The following is a 19,043-nucleotide window of genomic DNA, read 5'->3' on the forward strand; positions in this document are numbered from 1 at the left end:
TCATGGTTGTACGTGATTTCCGTCTCTACCGAAAGCTGCTGCGCCAGACACGGCCCTACTGGCTCCACATTGCAGGCATCTTTCTGCTCAGTATGCTGTCAATGCCCCTGGCGCTGCTGATGCCGCTACCGCTCAAGATTGCTGTAGACAATGTTATCGGCTCCCAACCAATTCCCGGCTTCCTGGATACACTGCTGCCAACAGCGATCGCCCATTCCGATCCGGCTGTACTCGCGATCGCAGCCGTGCTGGTAGTTGCGATCGCTCTGCTCAACCAACTTCAAGGGTTTGGGAGTTTGTTACTAGGGACGTTCACCGGCGAAAAGATGGTTCTAGAATTCCGCGCCCAGCTTTTCCGCCATGTCCAGCGTCTGTCACTGTCTTACCACGATTCTAAGGGTACGACCGACTCCACATACCGCATCCAATACGATGCCCCTGCCATCCAATGGATCATGATTAACGGGTTCATCCCCTTAATCACCTCGGTTTTCACATTCGTCGGGATGGCTTATGTCACCATGCGCCTCGACTGGCAACTTGCTTTAGTCGCCCTCGGTGTTTCACCCATTTTGTTCCTACTCACACAGGTTTATAGCCAGCGTCTGCGCCATCAGTGGACTGAGGCAAAAAACCTGGAAAGCTCTGCTCTATCAGTAGTACAGGAGGTGCTGGGGGCAATTCGTGTGGTAAAAGCGTTTGGTCGGGAGGATCACGAACAAGACCGCTTCATCGATCACTACAGCAAAAGCATTTGGGCGCTGATTCGCGTCTCCTTAGCCCAAAGTTTTTTCAGCTGCCTCGTGGCACTGACTATGGCAATAGGAACAGCAGCTGTTCTGTTTATGGGCGTGAAACACGTCCAAACAGGGATTTTAAGCCTGGGCGATTTGCTCCTGGTAAATTCTTATCTGACGCAACTGTACATACCCCTAATGAGCATTGGCGATCAAGTCACAGGGATGCAGCGTTCCCTTGCCAGTGTTGAGCGAGCCTTCTGCCTTCTTGGCGAGAGGCCGGATGTTGTCGAACGCAGATATACCAGGTCAATCTCTCGTGCGGCGGGTGCTGTGACCTTTTACCAGGCTTCCTTCGCCTACGACCAGGGTCACCCAATTTTAGAGGATATCTCTTTTGAGGTAACTCCTGGCACCCGCGTGGGTATAACGGGGAAGACAGGCGCAGGCAAGACTACCCTGCTCAACTTGCTGACCCGCTTTTATGATCCCACTGCTGGTCAAATCCTCCTAGACGGCATTGATCTGCGCGACTACAAGTTAGCTGCTTTACGTAACCAGTTTGCGATCGCTCTCCAAGAACCGGTGCTTTTCTCAACCAGCATCGCCGAGAACATCGCTTACGCCCGCCCTGATGCCAGTGAGCAAGATATTATAACGGCGGCGGAGGCAGCCAACGCCCACGAGTTCATCCTCAACCTACCACAGGGCTATGAAACTCTGGTCGGTGAGCGTGGAATGCGGCTCTCAGGTGGGCAGCGGCAGCGGATATCTCTGGCTCGCGCCTTTTTGAAGGACGCTCCTATTCTCATCCTTGACGAGCCTACAAGTTCAATCGATACCAAAACCGAAGCGGCGATTATGGAAGCGATGGAACGTCTGATGAACAACCGCACCACCTTTATGATTGCCCACCGCCTGAGTACGTTGGAAAGCTGTGACAAGCTGCTGGTACTCGAAAATGGACGACTGCTTACTGTGACATCAGATGTGTCAGCAGCTCTAGATGAACAGAGGAGACGATGAGCGATATTGCACACTTCGAGCCGGGATTTTGGACAAACGGAGAACTCCCGGCGAACGTTCAAGTCAATTCCAATACAGTCATCACGGGTGAATTCGCTTTTAAGCGATTTCACAGTTGCAGAGAATCGGCGCTAACGATTGGAGCGCACTGTACGATGGACGGCGTTCATTTTGCCATTGGCCAGGAAGGTCGGGTTGAGATTGGCGACTACTGCTACTTCACAAATGCTGTGCTGCTGTGCGAGCTAGAACTTTGCATCGGCAGCTACGTGGTTATTGGATGGAATGCCACCATCATGGACACGGACTTTCATCCGATCGCACCTAGCGATCGCATTGCCGATGCGATCGCCTGCTCACCCCTGGGGAAGGGCTTACGGCGACCAGAGGTTGTACGGCGACCTGTGGTAATTGAGGACAACGCCTGGATCGGACCGAACGCCGCAATTCTGAAGGGAGTTCGGATTGGGGCTGGGGCTTTCGTGGAGGCTGGGGCGGTGGTAACTAAAGACGTGCCGCCCCGCACCAGAGTCATCGGCAATCCGGCACAAGTTATCGGGAGCGTCTAATGCCATGGATTCCACACGCACTCTCCCCTGGGATTGGTATCCGGGGACGATTCCAGAGAACGTAGTTCTCGACGATACCGCCTACGTTGAGACTAGCTTCAGTTTCTCCTTATACCGCAGCGAGGCACAAGTGGGAGTATCGCTCGGTCGTGGTGCCTCCACGTATTTAGGAACGATGTTTGATGTTGGTCGGCACGGGCAGGTGACGGTGGGCAACTATACCCTTGTCCACGGAGCTAGGATTATCTGTGACGCCGAGATAGAAATTGGGGATTATACCCTAATTTCCTGGAACGTTGTGCTGATGGATACCTACCGACTACCATTTGACCCCGTAGAACGTCAGCGTCAACTGGAGCGAGTGTCAGAGTGTTTACCCCGATGCATCGACGCCGGGGTTGTGGCGCGACCAATCCGTATTGAGCGCAACGTTTGGATTGGTTTTGATGCCTGCGTGCTGCCAGGGGTGACTATTGGCGAGGGAGCGATCGTTGGGGCGCGGTCTGTGGTAAATCAAGACGTGCCGCCCTACAGTGTCGTCGCTGGCAACCCTGCACGCTTAATCAAACAATTGGAAATGCAGGACAAAAACGATGGAGCCTAAAAAGCCTTCCAAGGGAAAAATCATTGTCTTTGGTATCTTCTTCTGGTACCCTCTGGCTGGTGTTACCTATCAGTTTCTCCACTACCTGATCGGGCTACGTCGGCTCGGCTATGACCCATACTATATAGAGGACTCCAGTTGCTGGATATACGACCCCCGAATCAACGACCTTTCGGGTGATGCAAGCGGGAATATTGAGGCGATGGTTCCAATTCTTGAGGCACATGGCTTTAGGAACCGATGGGCGTTCCGTGGCAACTATCCCGGTGGGCAGTGCTACGGAATGACCGAAGACCAGATATTACAGCTTTACCGGGAGGCGGACGCATTCCTGAATGTCACTGGGTCGCAAGAAATCCGTGAAGAACACTTAACCTGTCCTCGTCGCATTTACGTGGAGTCAGATCCCTTTTCCTACCAGGTTTGGGTATCGCAGGGCGATGAAGCAACAATCGCTGAGCTGTCAGCGCACGATACACACTTTAGCTTTGGCGAGAACCTAGGTGAACCAGATTGCAGTTTACCCGTAGAGCGCTTCCACTGGCTACCGACACGCCAACCGATAGTTCTAGATTTGTGGGACAACCCCTACAAGAGCGATGGAGCTGCCTATAATACCATCACCACCTGGCACAATAAGGATAAAAATATTTCCTATCAAGGCGATACGTATTATTGGACAAAAGACCGTGAGTTCGAGAAGGTTCTCGACCTCCCAAGTCGCTGCCAGGTGCCATTTGAGTTAGCAACTTTGGTAAGCGAGGAGGTAAAGCAACTACTTGAAAAGCATGGGTGGCGTCATGTGGATTCAATAGGTATATCACAAGACGTTGAGCGCTACCGAACTTACATCCAAGGTGCTCGTGGTGAGTTCACCGTAGCGCGTGACCAGTATGTCCGTCCTCGTACTGGCTGGTTTAGCGATCGCAGCGCCTGTTACCTCGCCGCCGGACGACCAGTAATCACTCAGGATACAGGTTTTAGTAAGTTCCTGCCTACAGGGCGGGGGCTGTTTGGATTCACAACAATGGAGGACATCCTCACAGCAATTGATGCTATTGAGAGCGACTACGAGGGGAATTGCCTTGCTGCCAGAGAGATAGCGACAGAGTATTTTGCAGCGGAGAAGGTGATTTCTAGTCTGATGCAAAGGGCAAATTTATAAAATGGCGCGCAGCTGTGTTTAATTTCTTCTACCTACTTATTTCGGTGATTGCTCTTTGATCGGGGTTGGCATTGGAGAGGGCGCGATCGCGACACCAGCTCCCACCCGTACTCCTTTGAGGATGGTTGCATTGTAGCCGATCCACACGTCGTCCTGGATAACTACGGGAAGAACTTCAATAGGAGGGCGGCGTTGGCGATCGCCAATTGGAGAAAGAGCGATCGTATCGATCAGCCGGGCAGCGGGAGCAATGGGATGAAAGTCGGAATCCACAATTGTTACTCCGCCTGCAACCATGACATGGGCACCCAGAGTGATGCGGGCGGAGCAAACTAGGGAGGCATCGGCAATGTAGCAATAATCACCAATCTCAATGACTGCATCGGCGTCAACAGCCAAGGAAGCACGCCAGATCGTGACGTTGCTCCCAACACGCAGACCAACAGAGCCAGCAGCGTAGTAGTGCTTGAAGCAGAAGGAAGAATCGATCACTGAGTTCTCTCCCACTTCAATGTTGGTAGGAATGCTGCCGTGATACCAGTCGCCCGGAAGCGATGCGCCAGGGACAAGTGGGTGGAATAACGGTGTCCGCATTATGTTGTTAGACTTCCAACTGCGTCAACATCTTAATTGAAGACGCGATCACTGAGGCGATTATCCGTGATCGGCTTCTGGCGATCGTTAAGGTAGCGGTGCTGGCTACACTAATCATGGAACTCGTGGTACGCAGTCTGGGTTTTGTCCGCGATGCTTACGACTTCCCATTTGTTGTCTTTCTCAAGACTCCTGAACGAGTGGCTTTGTGGTCAATGTTAATGGGTTTGTATTTGGTGGTTTATAGTTTGGGTCAACGGTCACTTCGTCAGGCTATCGAGCGTGCTAAACAGACGATTGAGAATCAAGTCGGTAAGCCTACGGCCAAACTTACTTGCTCGGTGGGTGTTTAAATGTTTCATGTCGATTCATTTGTTGACGGTTGATGGTGTCAAGCAGATTACCAATTTGACATCTGAGCGATTGGGGATTCTCCAGTTCTTGGGTGCTCCTTGCCGCCAATATTACCTTCTCTCTTGAGATCCTATGCACTTTTAGTTGAACAATTCCTCGCGGACGATCGCTACCTGCTCAATGTGGGTTAAAATATGTTTCAAATTCGTTAAAAATGGAAAATCAAAATAATGAATCGTCCTCAAAGCGTTACAGTTCTGGCAATCTTGCAGCTAATTAGTGGCGTATTCAGCCTCCTTGACGGCTTGTTCATCTTACTTTTTGCAGGCATTTTTGGCGGTCTCGGTGCGGCTTTCGGCGGGGCAAAAATTGGGGCTGTAATCGGGGGCTTCATTGGAATTTTTGCTGCGATCAGTTTTATTTTAGGTCTCCTCTCCTTACTCTTAACTTGGGGTTTGTTTCAACTCAAAAATTGGGCTTGGACGGGAACGTTAATTGTCCACATCCTCGCCACCCTCACGCAAATTGTCAAAATGTTTGGCAGCGGCGGTACAGCCGTCAATTTTTTAACTCTGGGTTTTGCAGTGGCTAGCATTTACTACCTGCTGCAGCCGGATGTTAAACAAGCATTTCGTGTCTAATTTCCTTTTCATTAACGGTACTGAATTCTCGGATCGAAAAAAGCATAGGAAATATCAACCGCCAGATTAATCAGTACAAAAGTTACAGCCACAAAAATTACTCCTCCTTGGACAATTGGGTAATCCCGCGTCAGAATACCCGTATAAATCCAAGAACCAATTCCCGGCCACGAGAAAATCGTTTCAGTCAGAATAGCGCCACCTAAAAGAGTGCCGAACTGCAAACCTATAGTTGTGACGATAGGCAAAAACGCATTTTTCAAAGCGTGTTTCAAAATCACCCAATATTCCGGCAATCCCTTAGCCCTCGCAGTGCGGATGTAATCTTGAGAAAGCACTTCCAGCATCGCAGAACGAGTGATGCGAGCTATAATAGCCAGGGGAATAGTTCCTAAAGTCAAAGCGGGCAGGATTAAATGGGTGATCGCATCCCGCAAAGCCGCCAAATCCCACCTCAGCAACGCATCCAAAACATAAACACCCGTAATCGACTTAAAACCAAACCCCAAATCTACACTAATCCGCCCGCTAGGAGGCAGCCATTTCAGATAAACAGCAAACAAATAAATCAACATCAATCCCAACCAATACACTGGCAAAGATACGCCAATTAACGAACCGCTCATCGCCAGATTGTCCAGCCAGCTATTTTTCCGAACAGCAGCCAAAATCCCGGCCGGAATTCCGATAACCAGTGCCACCAACATCGCCACCACAGACAGTTCAAAAGTAGCAGGCCACCGACTTCTAATTTCATCAATTATCGGAATACCGCTAATAATACTATTTCCCAAATCAAAGCGCAGCAAACTCCATAAAAACGCCAAATATTGCAAAGGCAAAGGCTGATTCAAACCTAATCTCGCTCTCAAATTTTCCACCTGTTCGGGAGTTCCCCGTTCTCCCAAAAGCACTGTAGCTGGGTCTCCCGGTATCAAATGCAAAAATATAAATACTAGCAGAGTGATTCCGAAAAGGACTGGCAATAGTCCCAGCAAACGTTTAACAATATATTGAAACATGGCTTTATTTTAGCTTGTAGGGTGCGTCAGCTTGAAGACTTGTTAAATTTTCCAAAGTTTTAGTGTGCTGACGCACCCTACGATTGTGCTTAAAATCCGATAAAACTATTTGTCATTGCGAGAGTGTTAGCTTTCGCGCTCCGAAGGAAAGCAATTGCAAAGCTTTAAGCAAAATCCGATCGCAATGAGAATAAGTATAATGTAGGGTGCTTAGAAACGCACATTCTCCGCGATTTTCAAGACTTACTAACATCCTCAAAAGACTCAGACCCCAAAGGACTCGGAATCCAACCTTGAATATTCTTGCGTTTCCCTAAAAGCGGCTGCGAATGTACGATCGGCAAACGCACAGCTTCCCCATGCAAAATCTCGCTAACTTCCGCATAAATTTTCGCCCTAGCTGCTTTATCGCCACTGGCCCTCCCCCGATCCAAAAGTTCCAGAACTTTCGGATTTTTCCAATTTCCCAAATCCCCCGTGGAACCAGGCCCGAAGTGAGGATAATAAAAATTGTCTGGATCGCCGTAATCTCCAATCCAACCCATCATAAAAGCTTGAAATCCGGGAGGTTTTACCCGATCGGCTAAATAAGCAGACCAATCCTTTGTCAGCAATTTTACCCGAATCCCGATCGCGCTCAAATCCGCCGCAAAAGCCTCAGCAATCGGCTTCGGCGTGGGAAAATAGGGACGGCTGACGGGCATATACCACAAATCCAAATCAAAACCGTTCGGATAACCGGCTTTCGCGAGCATTGCTTTAGCTTGCTGCGGGTTAAATTCATAATCTTTAACTTTATCAGACCCCGCCCAATTCAGCGCAGGCGGGATAAATTGCGAATCATGTTTTCCGAGTTCTCCCCAGAAAGCTTTGACTATTGCTGGCTTGTTAATTGTTTGGGCAATCGCCCGCCTGACTTCCGGTTTTGACAAAGGTTCGTAACTCGGATTTAACCCTAAATAACCGACATTAAAAGAAGGTCGCACCACAGCTTCTAAATTAGGATCTGCTTGAACCTCTTTCAATTGATCCGGCGTTAAATCCACAGTAAAATCAAGTTGTCCTGCTCTCAACTGAGCCAGTCTCGCCGCCGGATCGTCAACAAAGCGAATTACCAATTGATTGACTTTTGGCGTGCCAGTTTTCCAATAATTAGGATTTTTCTCCAAAACAATGCGATCGCCCGATCGCCATTCCTTAAACACAAAAGGCCCCGTACCCACCGCCAGCGACCCCGGAGTGCCGTACTTAGCACCCGCTTTTTTCACCGCCGCCGGACTCGCCATCCCAAAATAAGCGGACCCTATCGCCGACGGAAAAGCAGCAAAAGGTCGATTCAAAACAAATTTAATTGTAGACTTATCAACAACTGCCACATCTTTTACTAAAGAATCTTTTTCTCCCTTAAACCCGCCAAAAAAATCTTTCCAAATCGGATAATTCTTGCCCGCTTCTCGAAAACCGTTAGGATTTTTGGCATCCCACCAGCGCTCTACATTAAACTTAACAGCTTCCGCATCAAAATCCGTGCCGTCGTGAAACTTTACCCCGGAACGCAACTTAAAAGTCCAAGTTTTACCATCTTTAGAACTTGACCATTCAGTAGCCAGACTCGGTTCAAGTTCCACAGTTCCCGGTTTGAAATCAGTCAAGCGATTGTAAATTTGGTCGATAACAACCACCGAATTGCCATCAGTAATATTTCCCGGTTCCAGATTGACCGGCGGCCCGCCCGCACCGTAAACTAAAGCCCCAGCCGGAACCGCAGCAGGAGTTGGCCCAGTTGGAGAATTATTGCTAACCGTGTTTGAAGGAGTGCCGCAATTTGATAAAATTACAGCCATCCCAAAAACTAGACCTAATAAAACTAAACGCCAGGATTTTAACAATCTCATCTCAATAGCTCCGGTTTAATAAAAAATTGTACTCATATAAATTTATAATTGGCTCATTCTCCCCCCCTCTCCCGCCTCTGCGTTCTCTGCGGTTCATTTAGTAAATTTTATATTAAAATACAATAAAATGAACACAGCAAATAAAATGTGATGGTGATATCATAATCGATGGAAAAATCTCAACTTACACCTTTACATTAGGCTACGCAACCAGCATGAAAGCCAACGTTTGTTGCCAAGCTATAGGGGTTATTCCATTGTAGATTGTAGATTTTAGATTTACTCCACAGATGGATTTTGGAGCTTGAACAAGAGTCTCAAATTTTAATCTCTCCACCACGTCGGGGGCTCGTCTCCGTTTTTGGGCGGGTCACAAATGACAAAGCGATCGATTAATTCGATTCTTTGAAATGTGATCTACCTGTGGAGCATAAACATTCCTTTTCACACCCAAAATATCTTTGAATATCTGCATATAACAACCCGATTCGGGATTCGCAAACATCAATATTTCTATATTTTCTCTTTCTCTGCGCCAAGAGCGCCCTCTACGGTTCGTTGAAAAAAATCTACTTTACATCAAGCAATAGGATTGCTATATGCGATCGCACCCACCCTACAAATCAAAACTCTCTTCACCAATACTTCCCAGTTCCCCGCTACCCAGAAACTCTTCCTCCTCTACTTCCTCAATCTCAGAGTCGAAACTTTCCACCACAAACGGCAAACCAGCAGCCATCAAACCCCGTTGAATCAGTTCCGGCGTTTCGTCAAACAAAACAAATAGCGGATGAACAGCCTCAGCTTCATCGCTGTAAATATGGCTGTAGCGGTAGGGCATCACCCATTCGTAACCTTTATCCAGCCAAACCTGAGACTGCCGCCAGCGGCCGAGCAACTCAGAAAACTCTTCGCCCGGACGATGAATGAAAATCAAAATTTCCACTCCTATTTTAACTTTCCATTCAGGATCGCACATCAAAATCGCCAAATCGCAGGGCAAACAAACTGCCTGCCCCGGCGATATGCTAGTGCCGCCCCTTCCCGCATAAGAAACTCCGTCCCGCAAGCGCGCAATTGGCAAAGGAATTGTGATTAAACTATCATGGGCGCGGCGGATACTCGGAATCATTTCCATGTAAACGCGATATTTTTTCAGCAGGGCGATCGCGGCGGAAGATTCGCTGTACTCTGCTAGTAAAGCCTCGTAATGTGATTGTTTAACAGACATTTTCAAACAAAAGAATAAGTAATTACTAATTAATTGCTGCTAATTCCTGAGTGATCGCTTCTCGTTACCAGGAAGACCCTGGTAATTAAGATTTGGAGGCTGAGCCTCCAAATTATTTTCTCCTTTAAATCGAGGCTGTGCCTCCTCCAAAGGCATTCCCAGGCAGAGCCTGGGAACGATTGGAATAGTCATTGGTCATGCGTTAATTGCTACTAACTAATAACTAATAACTAAGTACCCCTTTTTTACAGCTTCTGGAACACTGCGAACATCGGCAGATACATCGATAGCAAAATCGAACCTACGATACCACCGACGACCACAATCATCAGAGGTTCTAGCATACTGGTAAGTCCTTTTACTGCTTCTTCAACTTCCGTTTCGTAGAAAGCGCCAACTTTCATCAGCATCTTGTCAAGTTCCCCTGTCTCCTCGCCAATAGCCATCATTTGGATGGCCAAAGACGGAAAAACAGCTTGTTCTTGCAAAGCAATACTGATCATGCCGCCGCTTTGAATTTCCTGTCTCGCATATTCGATCGCATTAGATATCGCCTGATTCCCCGCCACATCTCGCACAATTTCCAAAGAATTGAGAATCGGCACGCCCGATCGCGTCAGCGACCCAAATATCACGCAAAACCGAGCCACAGCAGATTTTTCGATCAAATCTCCAAAAATCGGCAATTTCATCGCAATCCTATCAATTTGTAGGCGACCTATGGGAGTTTTGTAGTACATATCGAAGGCAATTTTTAGCGCTATAATTACCCCAATAACTGTTATTTGTTGAATGGGAGGCCAAGCTGTACAAAATGCACTAATTGCCAACATAAACACCGTAAAAGCCGGCAAATCTGCACCAATATCCTTAAAGATTTTAGCGAAAGTTGGTAGCAAGAATATGGTCATTGCGAAAAAAATCACGATCGCGATGGAAAACACAGTCTTAGGATAAGACATCGCCGAATTAATTTCAGCCTCCGTCTTGTGATTTTTTTCCATCATCACCGCCAGACGGTCTAGGGTTTCATCTAGCACCCCCCCGACTTCTCCCGCCGCCACCATACTGATAAACAGTTGGTCAAAAACATCAGGAAACTTAGTCATCGCCTCTGCCAAGTTTATCCCCTCCTGCACGTCAGCATTCATGCTCCTGAGCGCTCGCTTCAGCTTAGCATTAGAACACTGCTCGTGCAGCACGGAAAGGCATCTAACGATCGCCACCCCTGCATTAAACATAGCCGCAAACTGACGAGCAAAAATAGCCATATCCTTAACAGTAAGACTGGTAAGGTTATACTCGATTTGCTCCTGAATTTTACTGAAATCAAAGCCACCTTTCGGTTTTTGGCGGATAACGTTGGTAGCCACAGCTCACCTCTGAAAATTTATTAAAATTTATGACTCATCAGTCATCAGTCATTAATTCAGTCGGCCGACTCCTGACTAATGACTGCCGACTGAATTAATGAGCTCCTACCTTGGCGCCAACAGGTGCCGGGCCGATCAAGCGTTCGAGTTCGTCAGCCTTAGAAGCCTTGGCCATTGCCGATTCCCAAGTGACTTTACCGCTCTTGTAAAGTTCAGCGAGGGCCATTTCCATCGTCCTCATGCCCAATTTTGCCCCCATTTGGATTTGGGAGTAAATCATTGGAGTTTTGCCCTCCCGGATCAAGTTAGCCATAGCTGGAGTATTCACCATGATTTCCATAGCGCAGCAGCGGCCGCCCCCAACTTTTATTACCAAATTTTGGCTGCAAATTCCCACCAAAGAGTTAGACACCTGGGCGCGAACCTGGGGTTGTTGAATGGGGGGGAACACGTCCAAAATCCGATCGATCGTTGCAGCCGCCGAATTAGTGTGCAGCGTTCCCATCACCATGTGACCCGTTTCTGCAGCCGAAATTGCCAGACCGATGGTTTCCAAGTCCCGCATTTCCCCCACCAGAATTACATCAGGATCTTCGCGCAAAGCTGCTTTCAGCGCATTAGCAAAGCTCTTAGTATCTTCGCCCTTTTGGCGCTGGTGAAACAAACTCTTGATATTAGGAAACACGTATTCGATCGGATCTTCAACTGTGAGAATGTGTTCCGCCCGCGTCCGGTTGACCAGATCCAACAAAGCCGCCATCGTAGTAGTTTTCCCGGAACCCGTTTGTCCCGTCACCAACAGCATACCCCTGGGTCTTTCCGTCAGATCCCGCAAAATTTGCGGCACGCCTAAAGCATCTGCATTAGGAATCTTAGAAGCCAGAGCCCGCATACAAGCAGCCCAAGCACCCCGCTCCCGGTAGACATTGACGCGGAACCGAGCCAATCCCCGAACCCCGTAAGCGCAGTCGAGTTCCCACTCCATTTCCAACTGCTTGCGCTGCATATTGTTGAGCATTTGGAAAATTAGGATCTGCACTTCCTCAGCAGACAGAATGTCGCCGTATTGCGTCTGAGGAGTTAGTTTACCGCTGACTCGGAAGAATATAGGCGCGCCCGCTTGGATGTGTATGTCCGAACCCCCTTGCTCTACCAGGGACTCCAGTACGTCTTCAATCATCAGACCCATAGATACCTCTCCTCGATCGAATTGATAGTTATTGACCAATCTAGCTCAGTTAACAGTCAACAGTTAATAGTCAACAGTTAACTGCTGCTGAATCAATCCAAAAAGCGTGGCGTCAAGCAGTAAGGACAATCCAACATCTCCGGCTTCAATTCCGCCCGACAAGTTTTGCAGGTAAGTCCCTGCTTGCGTTTGGCTTTCATTTCCGCCTCCAGGCCCGAGTCAGTAAACGTCACCCGCTCGACTTCTTCAAAGGTAGTCGCGCCTTCCCGCACCAACTGCAAGCTGTAAGCCAACAACGTTTTCATCCCTTCTTCTACTGCTGCTTCCTTAATCTGCTCTGTGGGAGCTCCTTGAGTGATCAGGGTTTGAAGCCGCTCAGTATTTTTCAGGAACTCGTAAACCCCTACCCGTCCTTTGTAGCCTAGGCCGCCGCACTTCCGACAAAGTTCCTCGCGTTCTGCCAGTTCCTTCCTTTGCTCCACCGGTACGGTGTTGGCTTTGTAAACAGTCAGATCAATTTCTTGAGAAGCAGACAGACCGTACTTGCCGAGTTCTGCGGCAGTAGGCTGGTAAGGAGTGCAGCATTTGTCGCAAACGCGCCGCATCAGACGCTGAGCCAACACGCCCAACAGAGCGGCCGAAACCATGAACGGTTCTACGCCCATTTCCGCCAAACGCGCGACCGCCCCAGCCGCGTCATTCGTGTGCAGCGTCGTCAGTACCAAGTGTCCCGTCAAAGCAGCTTCCAGAGCAGTTTTGGCCGTTTCCTTGTCCCGCGTTTCCCCCACCAGCATCACGTCAGGGTCTTGCCGCAAAAATGCCCGCAGAATGTTGGAAAAAGTCAAGTCTTTTTCCCGAATTACTTGACATTGGGTAATTCCTGGCAAAGCATATTCGATCGGGTCTTCCGCCGTACTGATATTAACCCCCGGATCGTTCCGTTCCGCCAGAATCGAGTAGAGAGTAGTTGACTTGCCCGAACCCGTCGGGCCCGTCACCAAAATCAGTCCAAACGGACGGCTAGCACTCTCTCGCACTAAAGCCAGAGTTTCTTGGTCGGAGATTAACAAACCCAAGCCCAACTGAGTGCTGGAACTGTCCAAAATCCGCAGCACGATTTTTTCGCCGTACCGCGAAGGCAAGCTGTTCACCCGGAAATCCACCGTGCGTCCCTCAAATACCCGGCGGATGCGGCCGTCTTGAGCTTGGCGGCGTTCGGCAATATCCAGGTTGGCAATAATCTTGAAACGAGCCGTAATCGATGCGACTACCTGCTTGGGAAACCGGAAATACTCTTGCAGCACCCCGTCTTTCCGCATCCGAATCCGCATGAACTCTTCTTGAGGTTCTACGTGGATGTCAGACACCTTTTCCGACAGAGCTTTAGCCAAAATGATATTGACCGCCTTAATTACCGGAGCGGCCTCAGCATCGTCCAAGGTGTTAGCTAGGTCTTCTTGGTCGGCACTCTCCTCTTCTAGCGAGAGTTCGCCAAAATCTCCCTCCCCTAAATCCATCTTTCTCTGCTTTTCGGCTGCTGCCATTTTGGCTGCTACCTTAACTTGGTCCTCTTGATAGGCAGAAGTTATGTCCTGATAGTCGTCTGGCGTAATCACCCGTCGCTGCAAAGCCAAGCCGTGAGGCTGTAAAATCCGCCGCAAATCTTCTATAGCGTTGAGGTTGTCGGGATCTACCATTGCCACTAAAACCGCCGCCGGCTCAGTTTCAGTCTTAGCTACGGGTAAAAACCGACCTTGGTGACAAATGTCGATCGAAATCTTCAACGCGTCGAGCATAACTCCGAGTTGCTCGTTAGACATTTCGCTCATCTCCGGGTCAAATGCTTCAACCCCGTAGACTATCTTCCGTTCAAACATCTGCTGCTTCTTGTAAAGTCGCAGCAATTCTGGGGGTAACGGCTGCCCGGTAAGTGCTTCTAGTACCTCCGTCAAACGCTTGCCCGACTTCTGGCTTTCAATTTGAGCTTGCTTCACTTGCTCGCCGTTGACGTAACCCGACAGAATCATCTTGGTGAGAGCCGGAGGAAATTGGCTCACAGAAACTATGGATGTGGAGCGAAGCGGGGATGTGCTAGTCATAAAAAACACTCAATAGGTGGGAAACTCAGTCACAAAGAGTGCTGAGAGGAAAACCAAGGCGGGGTTTTAACCCCCATATTCTTTGCTTATGGATCAGCTATCATTTTCTTGCTCAATCCCTATCTCTCAAGTGTAAGCTCGCAGTCCCCTCTAAGCTTCGTCCACAAATTGACGAGATGTTGGAGGGAGTTGCCGGTGCTTGCAATCAAATCTTGTGCCTTGAGTGCTAAGTTGCTTACTTACCTGATTAACTTGCGGGATACTCTCGTTATAGCGTCAGGGCACATCACTTGGGGGTTCTCCGTACCGGGAGAGAAAAGCGGGGCGGGGTTTATCCCCTTCCCACGCTGTTATATTTTCCCAAATTGTTTGGTCAAATTACAGCGCCCGTGGTGGCGCGGTTAGCTCTACTCAATTAAAGATGAGCTATGTTCTGTGATGATAGCTTTTACGAAAGCTTCGACCGCCCTTTTGAAACATATTTTGATTAATTATCTGCGATCGGTCACTGCCCGATCGTCGGCTGCATGAGCCCCCAGGGCAAATTTTGAGCAACTCTAGTTTTCGCTCACTAAATATTACTTTAATTCTACCCTGGTGTCCGAACCTTTGTGACGTAAGGTTGAGGGTTCAAAAATCTTGGGAAGAGGCAAATTAGATATCAACCGTATTTACAGATGAGCACCTCAGCGAGACCAACTAATCTCTCTCATTTGGCTGGCAAAAATCCGAGACTTCAAGCGACTTCGGCGGTATTGAATCCGGAAAACCACAGCCCCAATTCGCATCAAGATTAACAACCTAGTATCTGACTTACACAAGCACACAGCTAACTACTTAGTCACTCAATACAAATTCCTTTTTCTCCCAACTTGGGAAACTCAGCAAATGGTCAAAAATGCCAGCCTCACCTTGCGACCAAAACAGCCTGACAGATGATAAATCTAAGTCACTATCGTTTTAAGTAAACCTTGAAAAATTAAGCCTCCTCGGTGGGAAATATTGTAGTAGACTTAACAGCAAAATATACTTATAAAACTTGTTGTAAATGCGATCGCGTTAATTAAAAATGAGGACCCAACAAACGTTGGGTTGCCCCCATTGCTGCCATATTATACGTAAATATCTAAACGGGCCTTTGAATATTTTATGGAAAGCTTTGAGCAATGTCTCCAGAGCTGGCGAGTTGTCCTCTTTTCACATTTTGCCATACACAGTCAATTCGAGTCCTCTAGATTTACCGGGTTAACTGTATCTGCTAGAATTGATAGGGTTCTGTCGCGCAGCTTTTATGATTGACGAGGAAAAACAGCAAGATCAAGATCCTAGCTCAACTGGGGAAACCACCCCAGAGGGTTCGCCAATGGGAAGCGAAAATCCGGCGGCATCAGGAAACTCCAACGAATCGGCGGATTGGGAGCTCGAACTTGCTCGAGCTTATCAAAGTGCTCAGGGCGATCGCACCCCAGCAAACGCATCGGGGCCTACCGTCACCGGCAGTTCAACCAACAGTCCGACTGCAGACGCCGCGGAGCCTTGGAAGAAGGAACTGGCGCAGGTAACCGAGGAAAAAGAGGCTTTAAAAACTCAGTTGCAAGCCGCATCCGCTCAACTAGAAGAACTGAAAAATCAAAATCTCCGCCTAGCAGCAGATTTTGAAAACTTCCGCAGGCGTACCCAAAAGGAAAAAGAAGAGCTAGATTTACAGGCAAGGTGTCTCACGATCAAACCCCTGTTGCCGGTAATTGACAATTTCGAGCGCGCTCGATCGCACATCAAGCCGCAAACCGATGGCGAAATGAACATTCACAAAAGCTACCAAAGCGTTTACAAGCAAATGGTAGACGGCCTCAAGCAAATCGGGGTTTCTCCGATGCGCCCCGAAGGCGAACAGTTTGACCCCAACCTCCACGAAGCTCTACTGAGCGAGCCAACTGACGAACACGAGGAAGGAACAATTATCCAAGAACTAGAACGCGGCTACATTCTGGGCGATCGCGTCTTGCGGCACGCCAAAGTGAAAGTTGCAGCGGCTGGGCTATCTGTGGTAGCCTCAGATGAAAATCCCGATAGTTCAGAAGGTTAATCGGGATACAAGCTACTGCATTCCTCAAAGTCACTGACCCCCGAATAGAATTCGGGGGTTCCAAGGTGGCAGACTCACCAAATTAATTAAAGATGACTAAAAGCAGGTCAGCGCTTGATCCAAAAATTCTGAAAAATGTTTTTACCAGTCTTTGATATTGCTTTAGGACATCAAGTTTATTTCCTACAAATCTAGTCTGGGAATGCTTGTTTAAACAAGCTGAGTCGTTTTTCATCTCCCAACCTGTAGTTGGAGATTTCCAAACATCCCACAAAGTTTTATGAGGCGCTATGGGAAAAATTATTGGAATTGACTTAGGCACGACTAACAGTTGCGTAGCTGTGTTAGAGGGCGGTAAACCCGTCGTGATCGCCAATTCCGAGGGCGGGCGCACAACTCCGAGTATAGTAGGATTTGGCAAGGCGGGCGATCGCTTAGTAGGTCAATTGGCCAAGCGACAAGCTGTAACTAATGCTGTAAATACTGTCTACAGTATCAAACGATTTATCGGACGGCGGTGGGACGACACGGAAGAAGAACGAGCCCGAACTCCCTATACCTGCATAAAAGGCAAAGACGATACCGTTAACGTCCAAATTCGGAACAAGGTTCACACTCCCCAAGAAATCTCGGCAATGGTACTCCAAAAGCTCAAGCAAGATGCTGAAGCTTATTTGGGACAAACTGTTACCCAAGCCGTGATTACAGTGCCAGCCTACTTCACAGACGCCCAGCGGCAAGCTACCAAAGACGCCGGTACGATCGCGGGCCTAGAAGTCCTGCGGATCGTCAACGAACCGACGGCGGCAGCCCTTTCCTACGGGCTGGACAAGCAAAATATAGAACAGAAAATCTTGGTCTTTGACCTGGGCGGCGGTACTTTCGACGTTTCGATCCTGCAACTGGGAGACGGAATTTTTGAAGTCAACGCTACCTCCGGCAACAACCATCTCGGAGGAGATGACTTTGACGACTGCATAGTCCAGTGGCTCGTAGAAGCTTTCCGGACTCAAGAAGGCACTGACCTCTCACAAGACAAAATGGCCTTGCAGCGCCTCCGAGAAGCTGCCGAAAAAGCGAAAATCGAACTCTCCAACCGAGAATCCACCTCAATCAATCTGCCCTTCATCTCTTCTGACGAGAAAGGGCCGAAGCATTTGGAAATGGAACTCTCCAAAGCTCAGTTTGAAAAACTGGTGGCTCATTTGGTGCAAGCGACGATCGATCCGGTGACTCAAGCCCTCAAAGACGCAAGTTTGACCCCCAAAGACATAGACAGAATTATTTTAGTGGGAGGCTCAACCCGGATTCCGGCAGTTCAAAAGGCAATTAGCAAGTATTTTGGGGGCGTTTCTCCCGATAAATCGGTCAATCCCGACGAAGCTGTAGCGGTAGGCGCGGCAATTCAAGCCGGGGTGTTGGGCGGTGAAGTCAAAGACTTGCTGCTGCTGGATGTGACGCCGCTCTCGCTGGGGCTCGAAACCTTGGGCGGGGTGTTTACGAAAGTAATAGAGCGCAATACAACTATTCCCACCAGCCGATCGCAAATGTACAGCACGGCGGCAGACGGGCAAACCTCGGTAGAAATTCACGTGCTCCAAGGCGAGCGGGCATTGGTTAAAGACAATAAAAGTCTCGGCAAGTTCCTGCTCAAAGGCATACCCCCAGCTCCCCGGGGCGTACCTCAAATCGAAGTTACCTTTGAAATCGATGCCAACGGGATTCTCAAGGTGGCTGCTGAAGACAAGGGAACCGGAAAAGAACAAAGCATCCAAATTTCCAATACAGGGGGATTGAGCGAAACCGAAGTCGAGCGGATGCGACAAGAAGCCGAACTTTACGCCGACGAGGACATCAAGCGCGCTCTACTGGTCGAACTCAAAAATCAAGCTGACTCCCTCGTCTATAATTGTGGTGTAACTTTAAAAACCAACGCGCAACTGCTGAGCGACGAGCTCAAGGCAGAAGCGGAAACAGCCGCAGCAGCCTTGCGAGCAACGATGACTAACCCCGACATCACAGTCGAGGAACTCACGCCCGCAATCGAATCTTTCAAGCAACTGCTATACTCGCTGGGGACAGCAGTCTACGACCAAGCCCGCAGCGGGGTAGCCCCGTCAGGATCTGTTGGTGAAAGCGAGATGATGTCAGAAGTAGAATCATCAGAACCAGAAGAGGTTAAAGCGGACGACGACAGTATTTTGGTGGAAGAAGAGCTGCTGGTGGCGCCCCAAGCTCCGCCGGAACCAAAGCCGGAACCAAAGCCGGAACCAAAGCCGGAATCAAAGGCGGCATCAAAGGCGGAATCCAAGCCGGAACCAAAGCCGGAACGACAGTCAAAACGACAGTCAAATCCACAGTCAAGTCCACAGTCAAATCCACAGTCAAAACAAAAACAGAAGGTTCCCGAACCAGAAGTTGATGATATGAATCCTTTCCTTTAAAACTGAAAAGCTAA

General features: G+C 48.8%; 13 protein-coding genes and 2 pseudogenes. 8 read left to right on the forward strand and 7 right to left on the reverse strand.

All coding sequences use genetic code 11. The features are described 5' to 3' along the window. Window positions 1-2 precede the first annotated feature (2 nt). From QUB14_RS05075 to QUB14_RS05090, 4 genes and pseudogenes are all read left to right on the forward strand, one after another. Window positions 3-1,763 carry an ABC transporter ATP-binding protein gene (locus QUB14_RS05075; protein WP_333215447.1) on the forward strand — a complete coding sequence of 587 codons (1,761 nt, stop codon included), beginning with the start codon at window positions 3-5 and terminating at the stop codon, window positions 1,761-1,763. Then, on the forward strand, window positions 1,760-2,332 hold the full coding sequence (locus QUB14_RS05080) for an acyltransferase (RefSeq protein ID WP_333215445.1): 573 nt from the start codon (window positions 1,760-1,762) through the stop codon (window positions 2,330-2,332). Before QUB14_RS05075 ends, QUB14_RS05080 begins: the two co-directional genes overlap by 4 nt. A gap of 418 nt (window positions 2,333-2,750) precedes the next feature. Next, window positions 2,751-2,900, forward strand: a pseudogene (locus tag QUB14_RS28705) (chloramphenicol acetyltransferase); the annotation flags it as partial. A gap of 25 nt (window positions 2,901-2,925) precedes the next feature. Beyond that, window positions 2,926-4,101 (forward strand): hypothetical protein, encoded by a 1,176-nt coding sequence (locus QUB14_RS05090; protein WP_333215441.1) that lies wholly within the window; start codon window positions 2,926-2,928, stop codon window positions 4,099-4,101. A 36-nt stretch (window positions 4,102-4,137) separates the two neighbouring features. On the opposite strand, the gene QUB14_RS05095 is transcribed toward QUB14_RS05090, so the two are convergent. Next, the gene (locus QUB14_RS05095) at window positions 4,138-4,500 is read right to left on the reverse strand and encodes a hypothetical protein (RefSeq protein WP_333215439.1); all 363 of its coding nucleotides are present in this window, start codon (window positions 4,498-4,500) and stop codon (window positions 4,138-4,140) included. Window positions 4,501-4,865: 365 nt separating this feature from the next. On the opposite strand from QUB14_RS05095, the pseudogene QUB14_RS05100 reads away from it, so the two are divergent. Together QUB14_RS05100 and QUB14_RS05105 are read left to right on the forward strand one after the other, a co-directional pair. After that, window positions 4,866-5,175, forward strand: a pseudogene (locus QUB14_RS05100) (IS1634 family transposase); the annotation flags it as partial. 104 nt (window positions 5,176-5,279) lie between these two features. Beyond that, window positions 5,280-5,690: a hypothetical protein gene (locus tag QUB14_RS05105; protein ID WP_333215438.1), complete on the forward strand. Its 411-nt coding sequence runs from the start codon at window positions 5,280-5,282 to the stop codon at window positions 5,688-5,690. A gap of 11 nt (window positions 5,691-5,701) precedes the next feature. On the opposite strand, the gene QUB14_RS05110 is transcribed toward QUB14_RS05105, so the two are convergent. The 6 genes from QUB14_RS05110 to QUB14_RS05135 form a co-directional block, all read right to left on the reverse strand. Further along, a complete protein-coding gene (locus QUB14_RS05110) occupies window positions 5,702-6,712 on the reverse strand; it encodes an ABC transporter permease (RefSeq protein ID WP_333215436.1) in 1,011 nt (336 codons plus the stop codon). Between the two features lie 236 nt (window positions 6,713-6,948). Then, window positions 6,949-8,607 carry an ABC transporter substrate-binding protein gene (locus tag QUB14_RS05115; RefSeq protein WP_333297103.1) on the reverse strand — a complete coding sequence of 553 codons (1,659 nt, stop codon included), beginning with the start codon at window positions 8,605-8,607 and terminating at the stop codon, window positions 6,949-6,951. A 616-nt stretch (window positions 8,608-9,223) separates the two neighbouring features. After that, complete coding sequence (locus QUB14_RS05120; RefSeq protein WP_190660379.1) at window positions 9,224-9,838, reverse strand: hypothetical protein; 615 nt, start codon at window positions 9,836-9,838, stop codon at window positions 9,224-9,226. 245 nt (window positions 9,839-10,083) lie between these two features. Next, window positions 10,084-11,211 (reverse strand): type II secretion system F family protein, encoded by a 1,128-nt coding sequence (locus tag QUB14_RS05125; RefSeq protein WP_333215432.1) that lies wholly within the window; start codon window positions 11,209-11,211, stop codon window positions 10,084-10,086. 94 nt (window positions 11,212-11,305) lie between these two features. Further along, window positions 11,306-12,400, reverse strand: a complete 1,095-nt coding sequence (locus QUB14_RS05130) for a type IV pilus twitching motility protein PilT (protein ID WP_190660384.1) — start codon at window positions 12,398-12,400, stop codon at window positions 11,306-11,308. 92 nt (window positions 12,401-12,492) lie between these two features. Next, window positions 12,493-14,499 (reverse strand): GspE/PulE family protein, encoded by a 2,007-nt coding sequence (locus QUB14_RS05135; RefSeq protein WP_333215430.1) that lies wholly within the window; start codon window positions 14,497-14,499, stop codon window positions 12,493-12,495. 1,291 nt (window positions 14,500-15,790) lie between these two features. Here QUB14_RS05135 and grpE point away from each other — a divergent pair. Both grpE and dnaK read left to right on the forward strand, forming a co-directional pair. Beyond that, entirely contained in the window at window positions 15,791-16,585 is a 795-nt protein-coding gene (gene grpE / locus QUB14_RS05140; RefSeq protein ID WP_333215428.1) for a nucleotide exchange factor GrpE, read from the forward strand. A 290-nt stretch (window positions 16,586-16,875) separates the two neighbouring features. Beyond that, window positions 16,876-19,029: a molecular chaperone DnaK gene (gene dnaK / locus QUB14_RS05145; protein ID WP_333215426.1), complete on the forward strand. Its 2,154-nt coding sequence runs from the start codon at window positions 16,876-16,878 to the stop codon at window positions 19,027-19,029. Window positions 19,030-19,043 lie beyond the last annotated feature (14 nt).

The organism is Microcoleus sp. B3-D2 (genome assembly GCF_036705345.1).
Lineage (GTDB): Bacteria > Cyanobacteriota > Cyanobacteriia > Cyanobacteriales > Microcoleaceae > Microcoleus.

Excerpts from the sequence above, each read along its gene's own strand:
- QUB14_RS05075 (WP_333215447.1), top strand. The coding sequence starts at position 3 with ATGGTTGTACGTGATTTCCGTCTCTACCGAAAGCTGCTGCGCCAGACA.
- QUB14_RS05080 (WP_333215445.1), top strand. The coding sequence starts at position 1,760 with ATGAGCGATATTGCACACTTCGAGCCGGGATTTTGGACAAACGGAGAA.
- QUB14_RS05090 (WP_333215441.1), top strand. The coding sequence starts at position 2,926 with ATGGAGCCTAAAAAGCCTTCCAAGGGAAAAATCATTGTCTTTGGTATC.
- QUB14_RS05105 (WP_333215438.1), top strand. The coding sequence starts at position 5,280 with ATGAATCGTCCTCAAAGCGTTACAGTTCTGGCAATCTTGCAGCTAATT.
- QUB14_RS05110 (WP_333215436.1), bottom strand. The coding sequence starts at position 6,712 with ATGTTTCAATATATTGTTAAACGTTTGCTGGGACTATTGCCAGTCCTT.
- QUB14_RS05115 (WP_333297103.1), bottom strand. The coding sequence starts at position 8,607 with ATGAGATTGTTAAAATCCTGGCGTTTAGTTTTATTAGGTCTAGTTTTT.
- QUB14_RS05120 (WP_190660379.1), bottom strand. The coding sequence starts at position 9,838 with ATGTCTGTTAAACAATCACATTACGAGGCTTTACTAGCAGAGTACAGC.
- QUB14_RS05130 (WP_190660384.1), bottom strand. The coding sequence starts at position 12,400 with ATGGGTCTGATGATTGAAGACGTACTGGAGTCCCTGGTAGAGCAAGGG.
- QUB14_RS05135 (WP_333215430.1), bottom strand. The coding sequence starts at position 14,499 with ATGACTAGCACATCCCCGCTTCGCTCCACATCCATAGTTTCTGTGAGC.
- grpE (WP_333215428.1), top strand. The coding sequence starts at position 15,791 with ATGATTGACGAGGAAAAACAGCAAGATCAAGATCCTAGCTCAACTGGG.
- dnaK (WP_333215426.1), top strand. The coding sequence starts at position 16,876 with ATGGGAAAAATTATTGGAATTGACTTAGGCACGACTAACAGTTGCGTA.